Source organism: Mesorhizobium sp. BR1-1-2, from assembly GCF_020165435.1.
GTDB lineage: Bacteria > Pseudomonadota > Alphaproteobacteria > Rhizobiales > Rhizobiaceae > Mesorhizobium.
Window position 1 is genome coordinate 152,768 of sequence record NZ_JAIUID010000004.1, and the last position, 19,491, is coordinate 172,258.

A 19,491-nucleotide genomic window follows, 5' to 3' on the forward strand; every position below is an offset into this window, starting at 1 on the left:
CCGGTGCGCCGGGAGGAGCCCGTGTCGGTCCCCGCCAGAGGCGGGACCTGTTTGAAGGCAGCCGCGCCGCGGAGTACTCATGACCTCGACATCACCAGCACAGCCAGCCGAGAAGCATGTCGCTCCCCAGGCCGACCACGGCGATCCGGCCAGGAGCTGGATCGCACGCATCGCCGAGGGGCGCGCCTGGCTGTTTCTCGCAGGCCTGATCGTCTGTTTCGAGATCTGGTCGCGAAGCGCCTTCGGTGCCACTTTCGTGCTCAATCCGTTCAATCTGCAATCCATCGCGATCTTCGCCGTGGCGCCGCTGCTTTTGGCGACCGGGCAGACCTTCGTCATCATTTCAGGCGGCATCGACCTGTCGCTCGGCTTCATCATGGGCTTGGCCGCGGTCATCGCCGCGCATGCCACCAACATGGCGGGGGCCGCCATTCCGTTGCCGTTGGCCATGCTTGCCGGCATCCTTGCCGCGGTGATCGTGGCCGGCGTGCCCGGCGTCATCAACGGCTTGCTGATCTCGCGGCTCAGGGTCCCGCCCTTCATCGGCACGCTCGGCATGTTCGGCGTCGCCCGCGGTGTCGCCTTCCTGCTTGCCGGCGGCACGACGGTGCCGGTACAGAACTCCTGGTTCGCACTGCTCGGCAACGGCAAGTTCCATGGCGTGCCCTATCTGGTGATGATCGCCGCCGTCTTCGTCGTCGTGATGCACTATCTGCTCAGCCAGACCCGGTTCGGCCAGCACAATTACGCCATCGGCGCCAATGTCCAGGCCGCGCGCCGCGCCGGCATCGACATCAGGGGCCATATCCTGCGGCTCTATGTGCTGTCGGCAATGTGCGCCGGGCTTGGCGGCGCGCTCTATGCGGCGCGCTTCACCGCCGGTGCCGCGCAGGCCGGCGAACCCCTGCTGCTCGACAGCGTCGCGGCGGTGGTGATCGGCGGCGCCAGCCTGTTCGGCGGCTCCGGCACCATTTTCGGCACCGTCGCCGGCGCGCTGGTGATCGCGGTCATTCAGTACGGGCTGGTGTTCGTCAATGTCGAGCCGTTCTGGCAGTTCATCGCGGTCGGCGTCGTCATTATCATTTCCGTTCTCATCGACCAGGCGCAGCGCCGGTTCAGTGGAGCCCGTCAGGATGAATAGCACCGAGCCCCTTCTCGAAGTCCGGAACCTTTCCAAGCATTTCGGTGCCGTGCGGGCGCTCAATGATTTCTCCATGGCCGTGCGGCCGGGCGAAGTGGTGGCGCTTGCCGGAGACAATGGCGCCGGCAAAACGACTCTGATCAAGGCAATATCGGGCGTGTTCCAGCCGACGGGCGGAGAAATCCTGCTCAGAGGTCAGCCGGTGGCTTTCGCCACGCCGCAGGAGGCGCGCGAAAAGGGCATCGAGACGATCTACCAGGATCTCGCGCTGGCCGATAATTTGTCGATCGGTGCCAACATCTTCCTCGGCCGCGAGCCCATGCGCAAGGCATTCGGTTTCCTGCCAGTGCTCGACCGCAAGGCCATGGCCGAGGCCGCCAGGGAGACGATGAAGCGGCTGGACTTCCACGTCAGCCGACTGAATGCGCCGGTCAGCAATTTCTCCGGCGGCCAGCGGCAGGCCGTGGCCATCGGCCGCGCCGTCTACTGGGATGCTCAGATCCTGATCATGGATGAACCGACGGCCGCGCTCGGCGTGCCGGAGCAGCGCAAGGTGATTTCGCTCATCCACCAGCTCAAGGCGCAAGGGCGCGGCGTGATCTTCATCTCGCATAATTTGCAGGACATCTTCGCCGTTTCCGATCGCATCGTCGTGCTGCGGCGCGGGATCCAGGCCGGCGAGCGCAAGATCTCCGAGACCAACCATGATGAGGTCGTCAGGCTGATGGTCGGCGGCTAAGGCCACCAATTGCTAGCCGGCATCGCGGTTGGTCAGCGCGATATGGCAGCAGCCGCTGCCGTGGCCGGGCGTCCAGGTGACATTGTCGAAACGCACGCCGGTCGCCTCGAACAGGCCGCGGTCGAAGGCGCCGGCGATGCGGCAGAGCGTGGCGAGTTTTTCCTCGCCGACGCCGGCCTCGACCCAGGCATCCTTGAGCGGGCAGCGCTTCACCTTGAAGGCGATGCGGTCTTCGCCGCGCTCGACATCGGTGGGATACATCAAGCCGCTGTCCGGGCTGACAGACAAGAAGGCCTCGCCGATTGAGCGCGCGTCGTTGGGACCGAATGCGGCGAAGGCCGCGGCGGCCACTTCCTTGCCGCGCTGCTCGATGGTCCGGGTCATGATCGCCTCGGCTCTTTCGGCGCCCAGCTCTCCGGTCAACTCATCCAGGAACAGGCGATAGAGGTCGGCCCGGTTGCGGAAGGCGGAATCGAGTTCGCGCGACAGTTTCTCGGCTCTGGCTTCGGGGTCGGTCATGATGCTTCCTGCGTGGTTCTTCTGAGCTTTGGTGTGGCCGCCACGAGCGCCTTGCCGATAGCCGATCGCGGCCCATCGATGACGGCGCGGGCATCGCCGCTCTCGGCAATCCGCCCGCCGTCGAGAAGGATGACGCGGTGGGCTACGGCCCTGACGACGCCGAGATCATGCGAAATAAAGAGATAGGCGATCCGTTCCTGGCGTTGCAGGTCGAGCAGAAGATCGAGGATCTGTCCGCGCACCGAAACATCGAGCGCCGACACCGCTTCATCGAGCACGATCAGCGAGGGTTTCGGGGCTATGGCGCGGGCAATCGCCACCCGCTGCCGCTGGCCGCCCGAGATTTCGTGGATGGAGCGCGAGGCAAGCTCCGCCGCAAGCCCGACGCGCTCCAGCAGGGCGGCGATGCGGCGCGGGCGCTCGGAACGGGAGGCGACGCCGTGGATGCGCAAGGGATCGTCAAGCACGCGCGCCACCGTGGCGCGCGGGTTGAACGCGGCAAGCGGATCCTGGAACACCATCTGCAAGCGAGCGCGACGCGCACGCAAGCCGGCGCCGCCCAGAGCCAGGAAATCATGGCCTTCGAACTCGATGCGGCCGGCATCCGGCTCGATCAGCCGCAACACCAGCCGCGCGATCGTCGACTTGCCGCTGCCGGAGGGGCCGGCCAGCGCCAGCGTCTCGCCGGGCCTGATTTCGAAGGAAACATCGTCGACCGCGGTAACCGTCTTGCCGCCACGGCGGTAGTGCCTGGTCAGGTTGGAAACCGCCAGCACAGGGGCGCTCATGCGATCATACCGTGGTGCAGCGGTTCGGCGTCGAGGCCGATATGGGCGTCGAGCAGCGCGCGCGTGTAGGCTTCAGTTGGCGCACCGACGATCTGTTGCGTGGCGCCAAGTTCGATCAATTCGCCATGCCGGAACACGGCAATGCGGTCCGCAAGCTCGGCGGCCAGCGCAATGTCATGACTGATGAAAAGCAGCGTCATGCCGTCTTCTGTCGCCAGCCGCCGGATCAGCGAGACGATCTCGGCCTGCACGATGGTGTCGAGCGCGCTGGTCGCCTCGTCGGCGATCAAAAGTCTCGGACCGGCTGCGATCGCGGCTGCAATAGCCACACGCTGCTTCTGGCCGCCGGACAGCTGATGCGGATAGGCGCGCAGGGCGGAGTCCGGATCGGGCAGGCGGACGCGTTCGAGCAGGGTTCTGGCTTTGGCGAAGGACTGCCGCCAGTCGAGGCCGAGATGCGTATGCACGACTTCCGCGATTTGTTTACCGATTGGCATGACCGGATCAAGGCTGGCGGAGGGATCCTGGAAGACGAAGCCGATGTCCTTCCCCAGGAGGGGGGTACGGCTCGGGTTGGAGGCAGATTTTTGCGGGTGATGCTCTACGAGGGGAGCCTTGGCACCCAACGTCGACGAAAACCAATCAGTCTGGCCTCCAACCTTGGCAGATTGCGGCAGGAGTCCCGCAATCGCCAGCGCCAGCGTGCTCTTGCCGGAGCCACTTTCCCCGATGATGGCGAGCCGCTCGCCAGCCGCAATGTCGAGGCTGATGGTCTTTAGCGCGGCGACCTCGCTGCCATCGCGGCGGTAGCTTACCGTCAAGTCGCGGATCGAAGCCAGCGCGGTCACGACAGGCCTCTTCTGACAGCCGTCGTCTCGACGATGCCTTCTCCGGCGAGGTAAACACCGAGCACCGTCAGAACCAGTGCTATGCCGGGTACGATCGACAGGAAGGGCGCGGTGCGCAGCACCGCGCGGCCCTCTGCTATCATGCCGCCCCAGGTGACCCGGTTGGGATCGCCAAGGCCGAGGAAGGACAAAGCCGCCTCGGTGAGGATCGCCGCCGCCACGATCACCGAGGACAGCGCCAGCACCGGCGGCAAGGCATTGGGCAGTACCTCGCGAAAGGCGATTTCCAGCGGATGCATGCCGATGACGCGCGCGCCGGCGACGTAGTCGCGCTCACGGATCGACAGCACTTCCGCGCGGGCCACGCGCGCGGGCCCGGTCCAGGTGCCGAGCGCTATTGCCGCCACGACGACGCCGAGCGAAGGGCCGACTATGCTGACGAAGGCCAGCGCCAGCAGAAAGCCCGGCACGGTCTGGAAGGCATCGGTGACGCGCATCAGCGCCTCGTCGGTCAGGCCGCCGGCAAAGCCGGCCAGCGTGCCAACCACCGCGCCAACCGCAAGAGCGGCAGCGGCGGCCGCCACGCCGACGGCCAGCGACGTGCGAGCACCATGGAAAAGCTCGGCCAGCACGTCACGGCCGAGGCGGTCCGTGCCGAGCGGCAGCGACCAGTCCTGGAAGGGCGGCAGCAGCGCCGGGCCGGCGATGGCTTGCGGGTCGCCGGGAAACAGCAGCGGCGCCGACAGGGCCATGGCGCACAATGCCGCCAGGAGGATGGCGCCGGCGACCGCCTCCGGCGCGCGCAGAAAGCGACGAAGCGTGCTCATGTGCCGGCCTCGCTGGCATCGACGCGCGGGTCGAGAAAGGCATAGGCGATATCGACGAGAAGATTGATGACGATGACCAGCACGGCGCTGACGAGGATGATGCCGAGCAGCAAGGGCGTGTCGCGCGCGGCCACCGCTTCCTGCGCCAGCCGGCCGAGACCGGGCACGGCAAAGACACTCTCGATGACGACGCTGCCGCCCAGCATCTGCGCCGACTGCAGGCCGAGCATCGTGACCAATGGCAGCAGCGCATTGCGGGCGACATGGGCAAGCACGATGCGGCGGCGCGACAAGCCCCTGGCGCGGGCGGCCAGCACGAAGTCCTGCCGCCAGACCTCGGCCATGCCGGCGCGCATCATCCGCAAATAAAGCGCCAGGTAGATGAAGCCGAGGGCGCAGACCGGCAGGACGAGATGGATGGCGATGTCGGCCGCGCGGTCGAGGCCGGCCTTGCCGGAGGCGATGGTCTCGATGCCGCCGATTGGCAGCCAGCGCAGGTCGACAGCGAAGACGACGATCAGCACTAGGCCGAGCCAGAAACCCGGCACGGCATAGAGCGCCAGCGAACCGATGGAGAGAAAACGGTCGCGAAAACTGCCCGGCCTGGCGCCCGCATAGATGCCCAGCGCCGAGCCGAGGCCGAAGGAAAGCGCGGTGGCGCTGCCCATCAACCACAGCGTGGTCGGCAGGCGCTCGAGGATCACGTCGCGGATCGGCCGCGAAAAGGTGACGGACTGGCCGAGATCCAGATGCAGCAGCGTCCAGAGATAGTTGGCGAGCCGCGTCAACTCCGACTGGTCGAGGCCCCAGCGATGGCGCAGAAGCTCGATCATGCCGGCATCGCCGCCGGTCGAGACGATATAGGCATCGACCGCGTCGCCGGGGGCCGCTTCGAGCAACAGGAAGGTGCCGATGACGACGATCAAAAGCACGAAGACGCTGCCGACGAGGCGCCGGCGGAGCAAGGTGAGGGCGCGGTTCATGCGGGCCTCGAACGCGTGAGGGGACAGAAGGAAATGTCACGGCGAGGCACCCCTCTCTGTCCTGCCGGACATCTCCCCCTCAAGGGGGGAGATTGGCTGTCATCAACGTCTTCGCCAATCCCCAACTTTGCAGAATTGGCGAGCTGGACAAGCTGCTGATCTCCCCCCTTGAGGGGGAGATGTCCGGCAGGACAGAGGGGGGCCTCGTAGAGCTCGACGTCTACGATCATTTCCTCGCGAACTTTCATCCGCGAAATACTGTCACGATTCCAGATACGTGTCCGCCCAGTTCGACACCGCCCAGCGCGGGTTATTGGCGATGTTGCCGACCGTGTCGCGGGCGACGCTGATGAAGCTCCATTCGGCGACGTTGATCAGCGGCAGGTCGGCTGCCACCTCTTTCTGGAACTCCTTGTAGAGGTCGGTGCGGGCGGATGTGTCCAGCGTCTCGGATGCCTTGGCGATGAGCGCGTCCAGTGCATCGTTCTTGTAGCCGCCCTGGTTGGAGAACGGCACGCCGTCCGGAATGCCGCTCTGCACCAGGATGGTGGTGGAGATCGCCGGGTCGCCGCGGAACACCGGCGGGCCGACGGCGAGGTCGAAGGCGTGGTCGGTGTAGACCGCCTTGATATGCGCGGCGGAATCGTTGTTGACGAGCTCCGCGTCGATGCCGATGGCGGCGAGCGCCTGGCGCAGATAGTCGCCGAACTGTTTTGTTTCATTGAAATAAGGCGCCGGCAGCAGCTTCAGCGAGAACCGCTTGCCGTCCGGACCTTTCTTGTAGCCGGCCTCGTCGAGCAGCGCATTGGCCTTGGCCACGTCGAAAGCATAGGTCGGCACATCGGCGGCGGTATAGAACTGCGGATCGTTCTTCGGCACCGGGCCGGTGGCGGTGGCGGCATAGCCGAGGAACACCGTCTTGACGACGAAATCCTTGTCGATGGCATGCGCGATGGCCTGGCGCACCTTGAGGTCAGCGAGCTCCTTGCGGCGATGGTTGATCTCGACGACGAGCTGGTAGGTCAATCCCTCATAGCCCTTGGTGATGACCTTCAGGCCCGGCACTTTCGAGATGCGGTCAAGATCGGCCAGCGGCACGGCGGAGAAGGCGGCGAGCTGGATCTCTCCGGCCTCCAGCGCGCTCGCCGCCGAAGTGCGGTCGGGCAGCACCTGGTAGATGATCTCATCGAGATAGGGCTCGTCCTTGTCCCAATAGTCCGTGTTCTTCGTCAGCCGGTAGTATTGGCCGGCCTTGTATTCGGCGAACTTGAACGGCCCGGTGCCGATGGGCGCGTTGTTGGCCGGGTTGTCCTCGATCTTGCCGACTTCGTAAATGTGCTTCGGCACCACGCTGCTCAGCGCCGGCAGGGCGTTGCGGATCAGCTGGAAGGGCGTCGGCTTGGCGAATTTGAACACGGCGGTCAATTCGTCAGGGGTATCGACCGCGGCAAGATCCTTGAACACGGTGCGGCCGAGATTCTGCAGCGGCTTCCAGATCTGCAGCGCCGAGAAGGCGACGTCGGCCGAGGTGAACGGCTTGCCATCATGCCATTCGACCCCCTCACGCAGTTTGAAGGTCGCCGACAGCCCGTCGGCGGCACCTTCCCAACTGACCGCCAGCCGCGGCGCAAGCCCGTCCTTGCCGTCGAAAGAGGCTTCGGCCAGCGTTTCGACAATCTTGCTGGAGATGAAGAAGACGCCGTTGGAGGCGACGATGGCCGGATTGAGGTTGCGCGGCTCGGAATCGGCGGCGAGCACCAGGCGGCCGCCCTTCTTCGGCGTCTGCGCCCAGCTCGAGGTCGGCATCGCCGTAGAGGCCAGAAGCATGGCAGAGCCGGCAAGCACCGTGCGGCGTGAAATCCTGAACTCCGGCATCATCGTATTCCCCCTCTATCTCATGTCTTCCACGGAGGCCTTTCGGGCGTTTCCATGCAGGTTTGATTATGGACCTTGCCGAGGCTTTCGCCAGAGACGGAATTGGCGCATCGTGGCGTGGCTTTGAAATTTTTATTCGCTGGACCAGTTACGGGAGAGTGGTCGATAGACCTGGCCTGGTAAGACCAGATCAGGTGGTACGCCTCAAATGACTGGGATCGGTGACGCGCGCCCAGTCGGGCGACCCTGTTTCTGGCTGGACCAGATACACCAAAATGGTGCAGATTTGACCTGAAGTCGGGAGATCGGGATCAGGCAGACGGCAGTCCAGCCGATCCGCGCGGACATTCAGGGAGAGAGACATGAACATAGCTCCGGGCAAGAGTGCCGTCGGCGACATCCCATTCGACCACGCCAGGGTCGATAGGCTGATGGAAGAGGCTGACATCGACGTCCTGCTCGCGACATCCAAGCACAACACCCAATATCTGCTCGGCGGCTACAAGTTCATCTTCTTCGCCGCCATGGATGCGATCGGCCACAGCCGGTACCTGCCAATCGTGATCTACGAAAAAGGCGGCCCGGACCACGCCGCCTATATCGGCAACCGCATGGAGGGTGGCGAACACCAGAACCACCCGTTCTGGACGCCGACGCTGCACGCCGCCTGCTGGGGCACGCTCGATGCCGCCAATCTCGGCATCGAGCATGTGCGCAAGATCGGCAAGGGCGACGCTCGCATCGGCATCGAGCCGGGTTTCCTGCCGTCGGATGCCTATGCCCTGATCCGCAAAGCGCTCCCCGACGCCAAGCTGGTCGATGCCACCGGCATGCTGGAGCGCATGCGCGCCATCAAGACCGAGGCCGAACTGGAGAAACTGCGCATCGCCTCCGAGCTGATCACCGATTCCATGCTGGCCACCATCCAATGGGCACGCGAAGGCACGACCAAGAGCGAGATGATCGAACAGCTTCGGCGCGAGGAGACCAATCGCGGCGCGCATTTCGAATATTGCCTGCTGACGCTGGGCTCCAGCCACAACCGCGCCACCTCGCCGCAGGCATGGAAAAAGGGTGAAGTGCTGTCGATCGATTCCGGCGGCAATTATCATGGCTATATCGGCGACCTCTGTCGGATGGGCATTCTGGGCGAACCGGATGCCGAGCTGGAAGATCTCCTGGCCGAGGTCGAGGCGGTGCAGCAGGCGGCGTTCTCGAAGGTGAAGGCGGGTACGCTGGGCGGCGACATGATTTCCCATGCCGAAGGCGCGCTGAAAAAATCCAAGGTCGCGCCCTACACGGATTTCTTCGCTCACGGCATGGGCCTGATCACGCATGAGGCGCCGTTCCTGATGACCAACCATCCGGTGACCTATGAAGGCACCTATGCGGCCAAGCCGCTGGAGCGGAACATGGTACTGTCGGTAGAGACGACCATGCTTCACCCGACGCGCGGCTTCATCAAGCTGGAGGATACGGTGGCGGTTACCGATACCGGCTATGTGATGTTCGGGGATCGGGGTCGGGGATGGAACCGGGGTGGCATGTAACCTGCCACATTACAAATGAGCGTGCCGGTCTCGATTGTCTCTAAAGCGCGTCGCGTCGAGACGAATTCATGCGCGGTGCTTTGTCGTTGCCGCTCACTTTTGCGCGACATGCATTAAACCATTCCTGTGCAGACGACTTCCAATCTTCCGTCGATCGTCTGGGTGCAGCATTTGGTAAGCCCCTCGGATGCGGAGACCACAGCGCAATCGGATGCAAACGTTGACGCCCACGGACTGCCGGACTTGGCGTTGCGATGGAACCAGGAAAGTTGGCTCTGAAGCCCGGCCATGATCATAAGCAGGGCATTGATGTCACGTTGATCCGGCGAGGGCGGTGTAAAAGCGATCTTGACCAGCGGATGCTTGTGGTCTTTGCAGTTGACCGTCCGTATCTGCTCGACCGTCTGGATCAAGCTCAGCGGCACGGGTATCCAGGATTCACAGGACAGATCGGTCGAAAAGAGAAGCGTTGACGGATCGGCGTCGTTGGCCTTGACAATACCGCCGACCGTCATGGCCGGGTTGCCGTCCGGCAGGCTGCCCGTTGCGAGCTTTTCCACGAATTCCTGGGGACTGAACCGCGTCATCGCACCATCATTCTCTCTCAAGGAGGCATGCTGGAACATAGCATATCGGAAGGGCGCCTCAAAGTCGCGAGCCAGGGGAATTCCCGGCCGGCAGCAACCTGAAATCCGGCAGTTCGCGCAAACCCAGTTCCGGCCCTGCCGGTGAATAGACGACGAACAGCTGCATCGGCCCGTCGCCGGTGTTGAGCGTCGAGTGGAAGCGGCTCTCGGGCACGTAGACGGTGCAGCCGGGGCCGACCTTCTCGACAACCGGATTGCCTTGCTCGTCCTCGACCATCTGCTCGCCATGACCGGAGATGACGAAGATGATTTCTTCCGCGCCCGGATGGTTATGACGGGTATGGCCCTTGCCCGAGGGCAGGTCGACGACGCCTCCGGAAAAGCGGGTCGCGCCGTTCACCTCCGGAGCGACCGTCAGCGACAATTTTCCCCAGTCGAACCCGAAGGCGCTGACATCCTTCGGGTACACGAATATCTTGCTCTTGTCGGTCATTCTCATGGTCCCTTCTTTTTCTTCGTGGTCGTCAGGCCGCCAAGCGCGACGGCCTTGAAATCGGCGGTCTGCCGGGCGATCGCCGCTTCCGCCGGCAATCGCTCCATCGAGCTCGCGCCATAGAAGCCGTGCAGCCCCTTGCAGCGTTCGAGGATGTAGCGGGCGTCGTCCGGCATCGAGATCGGCCCGCCATGGCAAAGCAGGATGACATCCTTGCGCACCGAACGGGCCGCTTCGGCAATGGCGTCGATGGCGACCACGCAATCGTCGAGCGACTTGGCAGAGGTGGCGCCGATCGAGCCCCCTGTCGTTACCCCCATATGGGCCACGACGATATCGGCGCCGGCCCTGGTCATGGCGCGCGCCTCGTCCGGGTTGAAGACATAGGGCGTGGTCAGAAGATCGAGCTTGCGGGCCTCGGCGATCATGTCGACCTCGAGCCCAAAACCCATGCCGGTCTCCTCGAAGCTCTGTCGCATGCTGCCGTCGAACAGGCCGATGGTGGGGAAATTCTGCACCCCGGAAAAACCCATCGTCTTCAGTTCGGAGAGCAGCAGCGGCATGATGACGAAGGGATCGGTGCCGTTGACACCAGCCAGCACTGGCGTCTTCCTGACCACCGGCAGGACCTCGTAGGCCATCTCCTTGACGATCTCATTGGCATTGCCATAGGCGAGCAGGCCCGCGGCCGAACCGCGACCGGCCATGCGGTAGCGGCCGGAATTGTAGATGATGATGAGGTCGATGCCGCCGGCCTCCTCGGCCTTAGCCGACAGGCCCGTGCCGGCGCCGCCGCCGACGATCGGCACGCCCTTGTCGATCATTCCCCTGAATTTCTTCAGTATGTCCTTGCGCGGTATTGCCGGCATGTCTTGGATCTCACTGTCTGGCGATTTCGAGGAAAGCCGCGACCGCGGCCTTGGCGAATCGGGGATCATTGATGTGCAGCGGCAGGCGCGTCAGCCGGCGCGTCGCGTTCGGCTTGATCGTGCGCTCGATGGCTTCGAACAGGGCGGCATCGGCTTGCGGGTCGAAGAAGGCGCCGCCTTCGATGTCGAGCGCGGAGACGCCTTTCTCCGGGATAAGGAAATGCACGGGCCCCTCGCAGCGGGCGAGCCTTGTGCCGATCCACTCGCCGATCTTGCGGCATTCCTGCGCCGTCGTGCGCATCAGCGTGACGTTCGGGTTGTGCTCGTAGAACAGCCGCCCGCGATAATGGTCCGGAATGGTCGAAGGCGCCCAGAAGTTGACCATGTCGAGCGCGCCGACCGAGCCGACATAAGGCAGGCGGGTGCGGGCAACGGCACCGAAGCGATCCTCCGTCGCCGGCAGCACGCCGCCGAACAGGAGATCGCAGACCTCCGTGGTGGTGATGTCGATGAGGCCGGACAGCAAGCCGCTGTCGGCCAGTTTTTCCATGCTGCGGCCGCCGGTACCGGTGGCGTGAAACACCATGCAGTCATAGGTCGAACGTAGCTGATCTGCGATTGCCGTCACGCACGGCGTGGTGACGCCGAACATGGTGAGGCCGATCGACGGCTTGCCCTCGGGCGGCGGTGGCGGTCCGGCGGCCATGCCCGAAATCGCCTGGGCCGCATTGTGCAGAACGACACGCGAGAGCTGGTTTAGCCCGGCCATGTCGGTCACCGATGGCATCATGATGATGTCCGAAATGTCGACATAGGGCGCGGTGTCGCCGGAAGCGAGCGTCGAAACCATGATCTTGGGCAGGCCGAGCGGCAGCGTGCGCATTCCTGCGCTGATGATCGACGTGCCGCCGCCGCCGCCGATGCCGATCATAGCGGCAATGTCGTTTCGCGATTGGGCAAAGCGAGCGAAGGCGATGCCCATGGCGGCGACCGCCGCGCCGCGGTCATTGCCGGCGAGCACCGCGTCTCGCCCGCCAGGATGGTGGCCTGCCACGTCCTCAGCGGCAATGTCGACCGGAACGCTCGCGCCGCGCGTTCCGACGTCGACCCGGCAGACAGCGGCACCCGTGGCGGCGATCGCGTCGGCCAGGAAGGCGAGTTCCTCACCCTTGGTGTCCGCGGTGCCCACCACATAAATGCGCTTCATCGATGCCTCCCTCTGCCGGTCCAAGTCACCCAAGGCTCAGTGCTCTACAGAGCGTCAACCTGGCCATTCCGAAAACGAGGAGGTCATTGCAATTTTTTGAGACGCGCGTATCATATTGATATGGATGTCTCACGTCAACACGCCGCAACAAGCGACGACACCGCCGGGGGACCCGAACGTGGACCACGTGCGCGCACGAAACGGCTGATGCTGGAGACGGCGACGAGGCTGATGCAGGCAGGCGCAACACCTTCGGTCAGCGAGGTCGCCGAGGCGGCGCAGGTGTCCCGCGCCACCGCCTATCGATATTTTCCGAGCCAGGCGGCACTGGTGCAGGCAGTGGTCGACGAGGGGCTCGGGCCGATCCTCACCTGGAAATCCACCTCTGCCGATGCCGAGCGCCGCGTTGCCGAGCTCTTCGACACGGCCATGCCGCGCATCGAGGCTTTCGAGGCGACATTCAAGGCGGCATTGAAATTGTCGCTCGATCAGTGGGCGCGGCGCCAGGCCGGTACCTTGGGCAGCGAACCGGCCTTCAAGCGCGGCCACCGCGTCGAATTGCTTCAGGACGCGCTCGCGCCGCTCAAGGGGCGGCTGCCGCCGCGCGACCTCAAGCGGCTGGCGCAGGCGCTGTCGCTGATCTTCGGCGTCGAGGTGCTTATCGTGCTGAAGGACATCTGGGGACTGGACGGTCGCCGGACGATGTCCGTCGCCCAGTGGGCGGCGGCCGCCCTGGTGCGCGCGGCGATCGCGGAATCAATGTCCGAAGCAAAAGCAATCGAACCAACAAGGGTCACGAAATAGCATGCATCTGGTTCTACCAGATTTGCATGCTGGTTGCCGATATTAACCGCAACGCTGAAGCATGAACAAGGCCGATGTCTATCAATGAGTAGGAAAATTTAGGAAAAACAGGCAGATAAGGCTGGAATTCGTGACTTCAGGCTGTCACCATTGCTCAAGAAAGGGCTTGACGGAGCTTCAAAATTGGTAATACCAGATCAAAGGAGAAAAGCGGATCGAAAGTGAGGGCTGCGATCCATTTCCGGGCGGGCGAGGAGGCTCCAAACCGGAAGGCGCGACCAAGGGAGGAACTACCAGGGCCGGCCCCGTTTGCCGGCTCGCTTGATACGGTAGAATGCGCACAAGGGAGGAAACATCATGCGCAAGATAGTGACCAGCTTGCTTGCTGGTATCGGCTTGACACTTGCCTGCGGAACATCCGTCTACGCCCAGGACAAATCGCTCACCATCTTCTGGGCGGAATGGGATCCGGCCAACTACCTCCAGGAACTCGGCAACGAGTACGAGAAGGAAACCGGCGTCAAGATCACGGTGGAAACCACGCCCTGGGCCGACTTCCAGACCAAGGCCTTCACCGAGTTCAACGCCCATGGCGACGCTTACGACCTGGTCGTCGGCGACTCGCAGTGGCTCGGCGCCGGCTCTACCGGTGGCCACTATGTCGACCTCACGGACTTCTTCAACAAGCACAAGCTCGGCGAGGTGATGGCGCCGGCGACGGTGAAGTACTACGCCGAATATCCCGGCAACAGCGGCAAGTACTGGGCCATCCCGCTCGAAGGTGACGCCGTCGGCTGGTCCTATCGCAAGGACTGGTTCGAGGATCCCAAGGAGAAGGAAGCCTTCAAGGCGAAATACGGCTACGACCTCGACGTGCCGAAGGATTTCAAGGCGCTGCGCGACATCGCCGAATTCTTCCACCGGCCGGACCAGAAGAGATACGGCATCGCCATCTACACCGACAATTCCTATGACGCGATGGCGATGGGCTTCGAGAACGTGCTGTTCTCCTATGGCGGCGAGCTGGGTGATTATTCGACCTACAAGGTCGATGGTTTCATCAACTCCGACAAGGCCGTCGCGGCGCTCGACGCCTATAAGGAACTCTACAAGTTCACGCCTCCGGGCTGGGCCAAGTCGTTCTTCGTCGAGGATAACCAGGCAATCACCGAAAACCTGGCCGCGATGAGCATGAACTACTTCGCGTTCTTCCCCTCGCTGATCAACGAGGCGTCGAACCCGAACGCCAAGAACACTGGCTTCTTCGCCAATCCTCCCGGGCCGAACGGCGACCAGTTCGCCGCGCTCGGTGGCCAGGGCATCTCCGTCGTCTCCTACTCGCAGAAGCAGGACGAGGCGATGAAGTTCCTCGAATGGTTCATCAAGGACGAGACCCAGAAGAAGTGGGCCGCGCTGGGCGGCTACACCTGCAGCGCGGCGGTGCTCAAGTCGGAAGAGTTCCAGAATGCGACGCCCTACAACAAGGCCTTCTACGAGACCATGTTCAAGGTGAAGGATTTCTGGGCGGTGCCGGAATATGCCGAACTGCTCCAGCAGCTCAACCAGCGCGTCTATCCCTACATGATCGGCGGCGAAGGCACCGCCAAGGAAACGCTCGACGCACTGGCCGCCGATTGGAACGCGACCTTCAAGAAATACGGCCGCGGCCAATAATCGTTCATGTCCCACGGAGGGGGCGCTCATGCCTCCTCCGTTTCTTTTTCTTCAAGCGGGAGCAGGGTCTTGGCGACCACGATGATCACCACGCTGGACAGATCTTCACGCGCGGCCGCGCGTGGCCTTAGCGATATTTCGATCCGCAATCTTTTCATCATCCCGACGATCCTGTTCCTGATCGTCTTCAACATCTTTCCGCTGATCTACTCGCTCGGCTATTCCTTCACCGATTTCCGCGCCTCGACCAACGCGCCGGCGAATTTCGTCGGGTTGCAGAACTACCGCGACCTGCTCAGCGACCCGTATGTCTGGTCCAACTTCGCCATCACCGCCAAATACGTGATCATCTCGGTCGCCGGACAGTTGCTGGTCGGCTTCGGCGTGGCGATGCTGCTCAACCGCGACATCCCGCTGAAGGGCCTGCTGACGACCCTGCTGCTGCTGCCGATGATGCTGTCGATGGCCGTCGTCGGCCTGTTCTGGAAACTGCTCTACGATCCGTCATGGGGCGTCATCAACTATGCGCTTGGGCTTGGCAATTTCGAGTGGCTGGCCAACCCCAAGATGGCGCTCTACGCCGTTGCGCTGACCGACATCTGGATGTGGTCGCCCTTCGTCATGCTGCTGTCGCTGGCCGGCCTCTCGGCGGTGCCGAAGCACCTTTACGAAGCCGCCGCTATCGATCGCGCCGGTCCGTTCTACACCTTCTTCCGTATCACCTTGCCGCTGGTCGCGCCGATCCTGATGATCGCCGTCATCTTCCGCACCATGGAAGCGTTCAAGACCTTCGATCTGGCCTACATCCTGACCACCCAGCCGACGGCTGAACTGATCTCGATCCGGCTCTACAAGATGGCGTTCCAGGAATGGCAGACCGGGCGCTCCTGCGCGCTCGCCTACATCGTGCTGATCATGGTGCTGGCCATCACCAACATCTACGTCAAATATCTCAACAAAGTGAAGGAGCGCTGAGATGGCCGCCGTCCGCACTTCTTCCGAGATCGCCCTCAACCGCGTCGCAATCGTCGCCGTGCTGGTGGCGACGGTGATCTTCCTGGCGCCGATCTACTGGATCGCCTCGACGGCGTTCAAGCCGCGCAACCTTGCCACCACCATCCCGCCGACGGTCGTGTTCCAGCCGGAGATATCGCCCTTCGTGAAGCTGTTCACCAAGCGCTCGCAATTGCGCAGCCCGCCTTCGCCGGAAGAATACGCGGCGGCGCCCTGGTGGGAACGCGTCGTCTTCGACGGCGGCGAAAAGATCGTGCGCGACGGCAAGGGCCAGGTGCAATGGTCGGGCTATCCGAACCGTTTCATGAATTCGCTGATCGTCGCGATCACCTCGACGGTGCTGGCGGTCGGCATGGGCACGTTCACCGCCTATGGCTTCTCGCGCTTCAGGGTCAAGGGCGAGGCGGACCTTTTGTTCTTCATCCTATCGACCCGCATGCTGCCGCCCGTGGTGGTGGCGATCCCAATGTTCCTGATGTACCGGGCGGTCGGCCTCAACGATTCCCATATCGGGCTGATCATCCTGTACACCGCCTTCAACCTGTCCTTCTCGGTTTGGCTGATGAAGGGTTTCATGGACGAGATCCCGAAGGAGTACGAGGAAGCGGCACTCGTCGACGGCTATACGCGCATGGAAGCCTTCTTCAAGATCGTGCTGCCCGAAGCCGCCACCGGCATCGCCGCCACGGCCGTATTCTGTTTCATCACGGCATGGAACGAATATGCCTTCGCGCTGATCATGACCAATCGCCGCGCCCAGACCGCACCGCCCTTCATCCCGAGCCAGGTCGGCTCCGGCCTGCCGGACTGGACGGTGATCGCCGCCGGCACCTTCCTGTTCCTGCTTCCCGTCGCCATCTTCACCTTCCTGCTTCGTAATCACCTGTTGCGCGGCATGTCCTTCGGAGCGATCCGCAAATGAGCTTTCGCGCCATCAACCAGAAATATCTGGAGCCGGGCAGCCAGGTGCTCATGGTGCTCGGCATCGTCGCGCTATGCCAGCCCTGGAGCTTGCTGCTGCACAGCTATGGGCTGACCATCATCCTGATCGGCCTGATCGGCTTCAACATCACCTCCAAGATCGCACCGCAAGAGGAAGCCGGAACCGGCCAGTCAGGCGATCCGCAGCGAAATCCGGGAGCGCAGCATTGACCCAGATCGAGCTTCGCGGCGTCCAGAAGTTCTTCGGCGCCGTCCAGGTCATCAAGGACCTCAACCTCAGGATCGAGGACAACGAGTTCATCGTGCTGCTCGGCCAGTCGGGCTGCGGCAAGACGACGACGCTGCGCGCCATTGCCGGGCTGGAGACGATCGACGAGGGCGACATCCTCATCGACGGCAAGCCCATCCAGCATCTGAAGGCCGCCGACCGCGACATCGCCATGGTCTTCCAGTCGTTCTCGCTTTACCCGCACATGAGCGTCTACGAGAACATCGCCTTTCCCTTGCGCGCCACGCGAAAGAGCAAGAGCGAAATCGACCAGGAAGTTCGCTCGGTCGCCAAGACGCTGCAAATCACGGACCTGCTCGGCAAGAAACCGTCGGCGCTGTCGGGCGGCGACATGCAGCGCGTGGCGATCGGCCGGGCGCTGGTGCGGCGGCCGAAGGCGATGCTGATGGACGAGCCGATCGGCGCGCTCGACGCCAAGCTGCGCGAGGAGATGCGGGCCGAGATCAAGCGGCTGCACATCAAGCAGGGCTCGACCACCATCTACGTCACCCATGACCAGATCGAGGCGATGAGCCTCGCCGACCGCATCGTCATCATGCATGAGGGGGTGCTCCAGCAGGTCGGCTCGCCCGACGAGGTCTATTCGCACCCGGCCAACCTGTTCGTGGCACAATTCGTCGGCAGTCCGGTGATGAACGTGGCCGACGCGGCGGTTGCCGAAAAAGCCTCGTCGGCCTCGGTGACGCTGGGCGATGCGCCAACCGGTTTCGAATTCCCGCGCGCGCTCCTGTCGAAGCTCAACGGCCATGCGGGCGGCCGGCTGGCACTCGGCATCAGGCCGGAAGGCGTCCTCATCCGCCGCGAGGCGGCGGAGGGTTTCATGCCGGTCGAGACGCAGATCGTCGAGCCGCTCGGCTCGTTCGACATCGTCGACCTGAAAGTCGGCTCCAAGATGCTGCGCGCCCGCACCAAGAGCGGCTTCATTTCAGGTCCCGGCGAGAGGGTGTTCGCCAGGATCGATCCGACGCAGGCGCATTTCTTCGACGCGGCGAGCGGCAAGTCGCTCGGAGTGAGACTCTGATGGCCCATATCCAGCTCAAGAACATCTCCAAGACGTTCGGCAATCACACGGCCCTGACCGGGCTCGACCTCGACATCGCCGATGGCGAGTTCTTCGTCCTGCTCGGCGAGACGGGCGCGGGCAAGACAACGACGCTGCGGCTGATCGCCGGACTGGAAAAGCCGAGCGAGGGCCAGGTCTTCATCGACGGCATCGACGTTGCCGACTGGGGCGCCGCCGAGCGCGACGTGGCGCTGGTGCTACAGCAATATTCACTCTACCCGCGCTATACGGTGCGCGAAAACCTCGAATTCCCGCTGAAGCCGAAGATCCGGCGGCTGCCCGATGCCGAGATCAAGGACCGCGTCGACCGCGCGGCACGGACGCTCAGGATCGAGCATCTGCTCGACCGCAAGACCGACCGGCTTTCGGGCGGCGAGATGCAGCGCGTATCGATCGGCCGGGCCATCGTGCGCAAGCCGCGCGTGTTCCTGATGGACGAGCCGCTGTCGGCGCTCGACGCCAAACTGCGCGAGGCGCTGCGCACGGAACTGAAGAACCTGCAGATGCAACTCGGGGCCACCTTCCTGTTCGTCACCCACGACCAGATCGAGGCGATGTCGATGGGCGACAAGGTGGGCGTGCTCAACCATGGCCGCATCGTCCAGACCGGCACGCCGCATGAGATCTACAACAATCCGCGCGACACCTATGTGGCGAGCTTCGTGGGCTCGCCGCCGATGAACCTCATCGACGGCAGGCTGGTCAACGATCGTGCGGTCATGGCACCGCTGAATTTCGAATTGCCGCTTTCGGGGGGAGCCAGGGCGAGTGCGGCGACCGACGGTCGCCCGCTCGTCTTCGGCATCCGCCCCGAGGACGTCTATCTCGAGAGCGGCGCGCCGGTCGAGGCGCGCGTCCACGACGTCGAAAACCATGGCGTGGAAAAGATCCTGACGCTGCGCGTGGGTGAGACCACGCTGCGCGCCACGGTGCCGGCGCGGACCGATGTCGCGATCGAGCAGCCGGTGCGCTTTGCCTGGAATCCGGACAAGGTGGTGCTGTTCGACAAGGGCAGCGGCGTGAGTTTGCGGCACGCCGGATGAGGCGAATTATCGCGAATGCGATGTCCCGGACAGCGCTCTAAACAAAAACCCGCCTTGCGGCAGGGCAAGAAATCCGGGTTAACGGGTCCCTCCGGAGCCTTCGTCGGTGCGCTGTTGATGAAGCATTGAACGGAAAAACCCGCCTGTGCAGCGGGTCCCTGGCGCAACTCAGCACCATAACCAAATATCTACCATAGTTGCCTTCACCCAGTCAAGAAAAAATTCCTATCATGGGA

The 19,491-nt window shown here is 63.4% G+C and carries 20 protein-coding genes; 10 read left to right on the plus strand and 10 right to left on the minus strand.

The window, feature by feature from the left end; all coding sequences use genetic code 11:
• Window positions 1–79: 79 nt before the first annotated feature.
• Both LB551_RS10345 and LB551_RS10350 read left to right on the plus strand, forming a co-directional pair.
• Window positions 80–1,141: an ABC transporter permease subunit gene (locus tag LB551_RS10345; RefSeq protein WP_224659098.1), complete on the plus strand. Its 1,062-nt coding sequence runs from the start codon at window positions 80–82 to the stop codon at window positions 1,139–1,141.
• Window positions 1,134–1,880, plus strand: a complete 747-nt coding sequence (locus LB551_RS10350; RefSeq protein ID WP_140500435.1) for an ATP-binding cassette domain-containing protein — start codon at window positions 1,134–1,136, stop codon at window positions 1,878–1,880. The genes LB551_RS10345 and LB551_RS10350 overlap by 8 nt, the downstream gene beginning before the upstream one ends.
• Window positions 1,881–1,892: 12 nt before the next feature.
• On the opposite strand, the gene LB551_RS10355 is transcribed toward LB551_RS10350, so the two are convergent.
• The 6 genes from LB551_RS10355 to LB551_RS10380 all read right to left on the minus strand — a co-directional run bounded on the left by LB551_RS10355 (window position 1,893) and on the right by LB551_RS10380 (window position 7,720).
• The gene (locus LB551_RS10355) at window positions 1,893–2,399 is read right to left on the minus strand and encodes an L-2-amino-thiazoline-4-carboxylic acid hydrolase (RefSeq protein ID WP_224659099.1); all 507 of its coding nucleotides are present in this window, start codon (window positions 2,397–2,399) and stop codon (window positions 1,893–1,895) included.
• Window positions 2,396–3,187: an ATP-binding cassette domain-containing protein gene (locus tag LB551_RS10360; protein WP_224659100.1), complete on the minus strand. Its 792-nt coding sequence runs from the start codon at window positions 3,185–3,187 to the stop codon at window positions 2,396–2,398. Before LB551_RS10360 ends, LB551_RS10355 begins: the two co-directional genes overlap by 4 nt.
• Window positions 3,184–4,035 carry an ABC transporter ATP-binding protein gene (locus LB551_RS10365; protein WP_224659101.1) on the minus strand — a complete coding sequence of 284 codons (852 nt, stop codon included), beginning with the start codon at window positions 4,033–4,035 and terminating at the stop codon, window positions 3,184–3,186. Before LB551_RS10365 ends, LB551_RS10360 begins: the two co-directional genes overlap by 4 nt.
• Entirely contained in the window at window positions 4,032–4,862 is an 831-nt protein-coding gene (locus LB551_RS10370) for an ABC transporter permease (RefSeq protein WP_224659102.1), read from the minus strand. The genes LB551_RS10365 and LB551_RS10370 overlap by 4 nt, the downstream gene beginning before the upstream one ends.
• A complete protein-coding gene (locus LB551_RS10375) occupies window positions 4,859–5,845 on the minus strand; it encodes an ABC transporter permease (RefSeq protein ID WP_224659103.1) in 987 nt (328 codons plus the stop codon). The genes LB551_RS10370 and LB551_RS10375 overlap by 4 nt, the downstream gene beginning before the upstream one ends.
• Before the next feature lie 261 nt (window positions 5,846–6,106).
• The gene (locus tag LB551_RS10380; RefSeq protein WP_224659104.1) at window positions 6,107–7,720 is read right to left on the minus strand and encodes an ABC transporter substrate-binding protein; all 1,614 of its coding nucleotides are present in this window, start codon (window positions 7,718–7,720) and stop codon (window positions 6,107–6,109) included.
• A 362-nt stretch (window positions 7,721–8,082) separates the two neighbouring features.
• Here LB551_RS10380 and LB551_RS10385 point away from each other — a divergent pair, with 362 nt between their 5' ends.
• On the plus strand, window positions 8,083–9,270 hold the full coding sequence (locus LB551_RS10385) for a M24 family metallopeptidase (RefSeq protein WP_224659105.1): 1,188 nt from the start codon (window positions 8,083–8,085) through the stop codon (window positions 9,268–9,270).
• A gap of 113 nt (window positions 9,271–9,383) precedes the next feature.
• Here LB551_RS10385 and LB551_RS10390 read toward each other — a convergent pair whose 3' ends face one another.
• The 4 genes from LB551_RS10390 to LB551_RS10405 are packed head-to-tail and all read right to left on the minus strand — an operon-like array spanning window position 9,384 to window position 12,426.
• On the minus strand, window positions 9,384–9,896 hold the full coding sequence (locus LB551_RS10390) for a hypothetical protein (protein WP_224659106.1): 513 nt from the start codon (window positions 9,894–9,896) through the stop codon (window positions 9,384–9,386).
• Between the two features lie 19 nt (window positions 9,897–9,915).
• The gene (locus LB551_RS10395) at window positions 9,916–10,350 is read right to left on the minus strand and encodes a cupin domain-containing protein (protein ID WP_224659107.1); all 435 of its coding nucleotides are present in this window, start codon (window positions 10,348–10,350) and stop codon (window positions 9,916–9,918) included.
• A 2-nt stretch (window positions 10,351–10,352) separates the two neighbouring features.
• Window positions 10,353–11,219, minus strand: coding sequence for a phosphoenolpyruvate hydrolase family protein (locus tag LB551_RS10400; RefSeq protein ID WP_224659108.1), 867 nt, complete (start codon window positions 11,217–11,219; stop codon window positions 10,353–10,355).
• Between the two features lie 10 nt (window positions 11,220–11,229).
• Complete coding sequence (locus tag LB551_RS10405) at window positions 11,230–12,426, minus strand: Tm-1-like ATP-binding domain-containing protein (RefSeq protein WP_224659109.1); 1,197 nt, start codon at window positions 12,424–12,426, stop codon at window positions 11,230–11,232.
• A 120-nt stretch (window positions 12,427–12,546) separates the two neighbouring features.
• On the opposite strand from LB551_RS10405, the gene LB551_RS10410 reads away from it, so the two are divergent.
• From LB551_RS10410 to LB551_RS10440, 7 genes are all read left to right on the plus strand, one after another.
• Entirely contained in the window at window positions 12,547–13,230 is a 684-nt protein-coding gene (locus tag LB551_RS10410; protein ID WP_224659110.1) for a TetR/AcrR family transcriptional regulator, read from the plus strand.
• A 357-nt stretch (window positions 13,231–13,587) separates the two neighbouring features.
• A complete protein-coding gene (locus LB551_RS10415) occupies window positions 13,588–14,904 on the plus strand; it encodes an ABC transporter substrate-binding protein (protein WP_224659111.1) in 1,317 nt (438 codons plus the stop codon).
• A gap of 69 nt (window positions 14,905–14,973) precedes the next feature.
• Window positions 14,974–15,879 carry a carbohydrate ABC transporter permease gene (locus LB551_RS10420; RefSeq protein ID WP_140549432.1) on the plus strand — a complete coding sequence of 302 codons (906 nt, stop codon included), beginning with the start codon at window positions 14,974–14,976 and terminating at the stop codon, window positions 15,877–15,879.
• Between the two features lies 1 nt (window position 15,880).
• Window positions 15,881–16,840: a carbohydrate ABC transporter permease gene (locus LB551_RS10425; RefSeq protein WP_140500406.1), complete on the plus strand. Its 960-nt coding sequence runs from the start codon at window positions 15,881–15,883 to the stop codon at window positions 16,838–16,840.
• On the plus strand, window positions 16,837–17,070 hold the full coding sequence (locus tag LB551_RS10430; protein WP_140549433.1) for a hypothetical protein: 234 nt from the start codon (window positions 16,837–16,839) through the stop codon (window positions 17,068–17,070). Before LB551_RS10425 ends, LB551_RS10430 begins: the two co-directional genes overlap by 4 nt.
• Window positions 17,067–18,170, plus strand: coding sequence for an ABC transporter ATP-binding protein (locus LB551_RS10435; RefSeq protein ID WP_224659112.1), 1,104 nt, complete (start codon window positions 17,067–17,069; stop codon window positions 18,168–18,170). The genes LB551_RS10430 and LB551_RS10435 overlap by 4 nt, the downstream gene beginning before the upstream one ends.
• Window positions 18,170–19,255 (plus strand): ABC transporter ATP-binding protein, encoded by a 1,086-nt coding sequence (locus LB551_RS10440; RefSeq protein ID WP_140549435.1) that lies wholly within the window; start codon window positions 18,170–18,172, stop codon window positions 19,253–19,255. Before LB551_RS10435 ends, LB551_RS10440 begins: the two co-directional genes overlap by 1 nt.
• Window positions 19,256–19,491 lie beyond the last annotated feature (236 nt).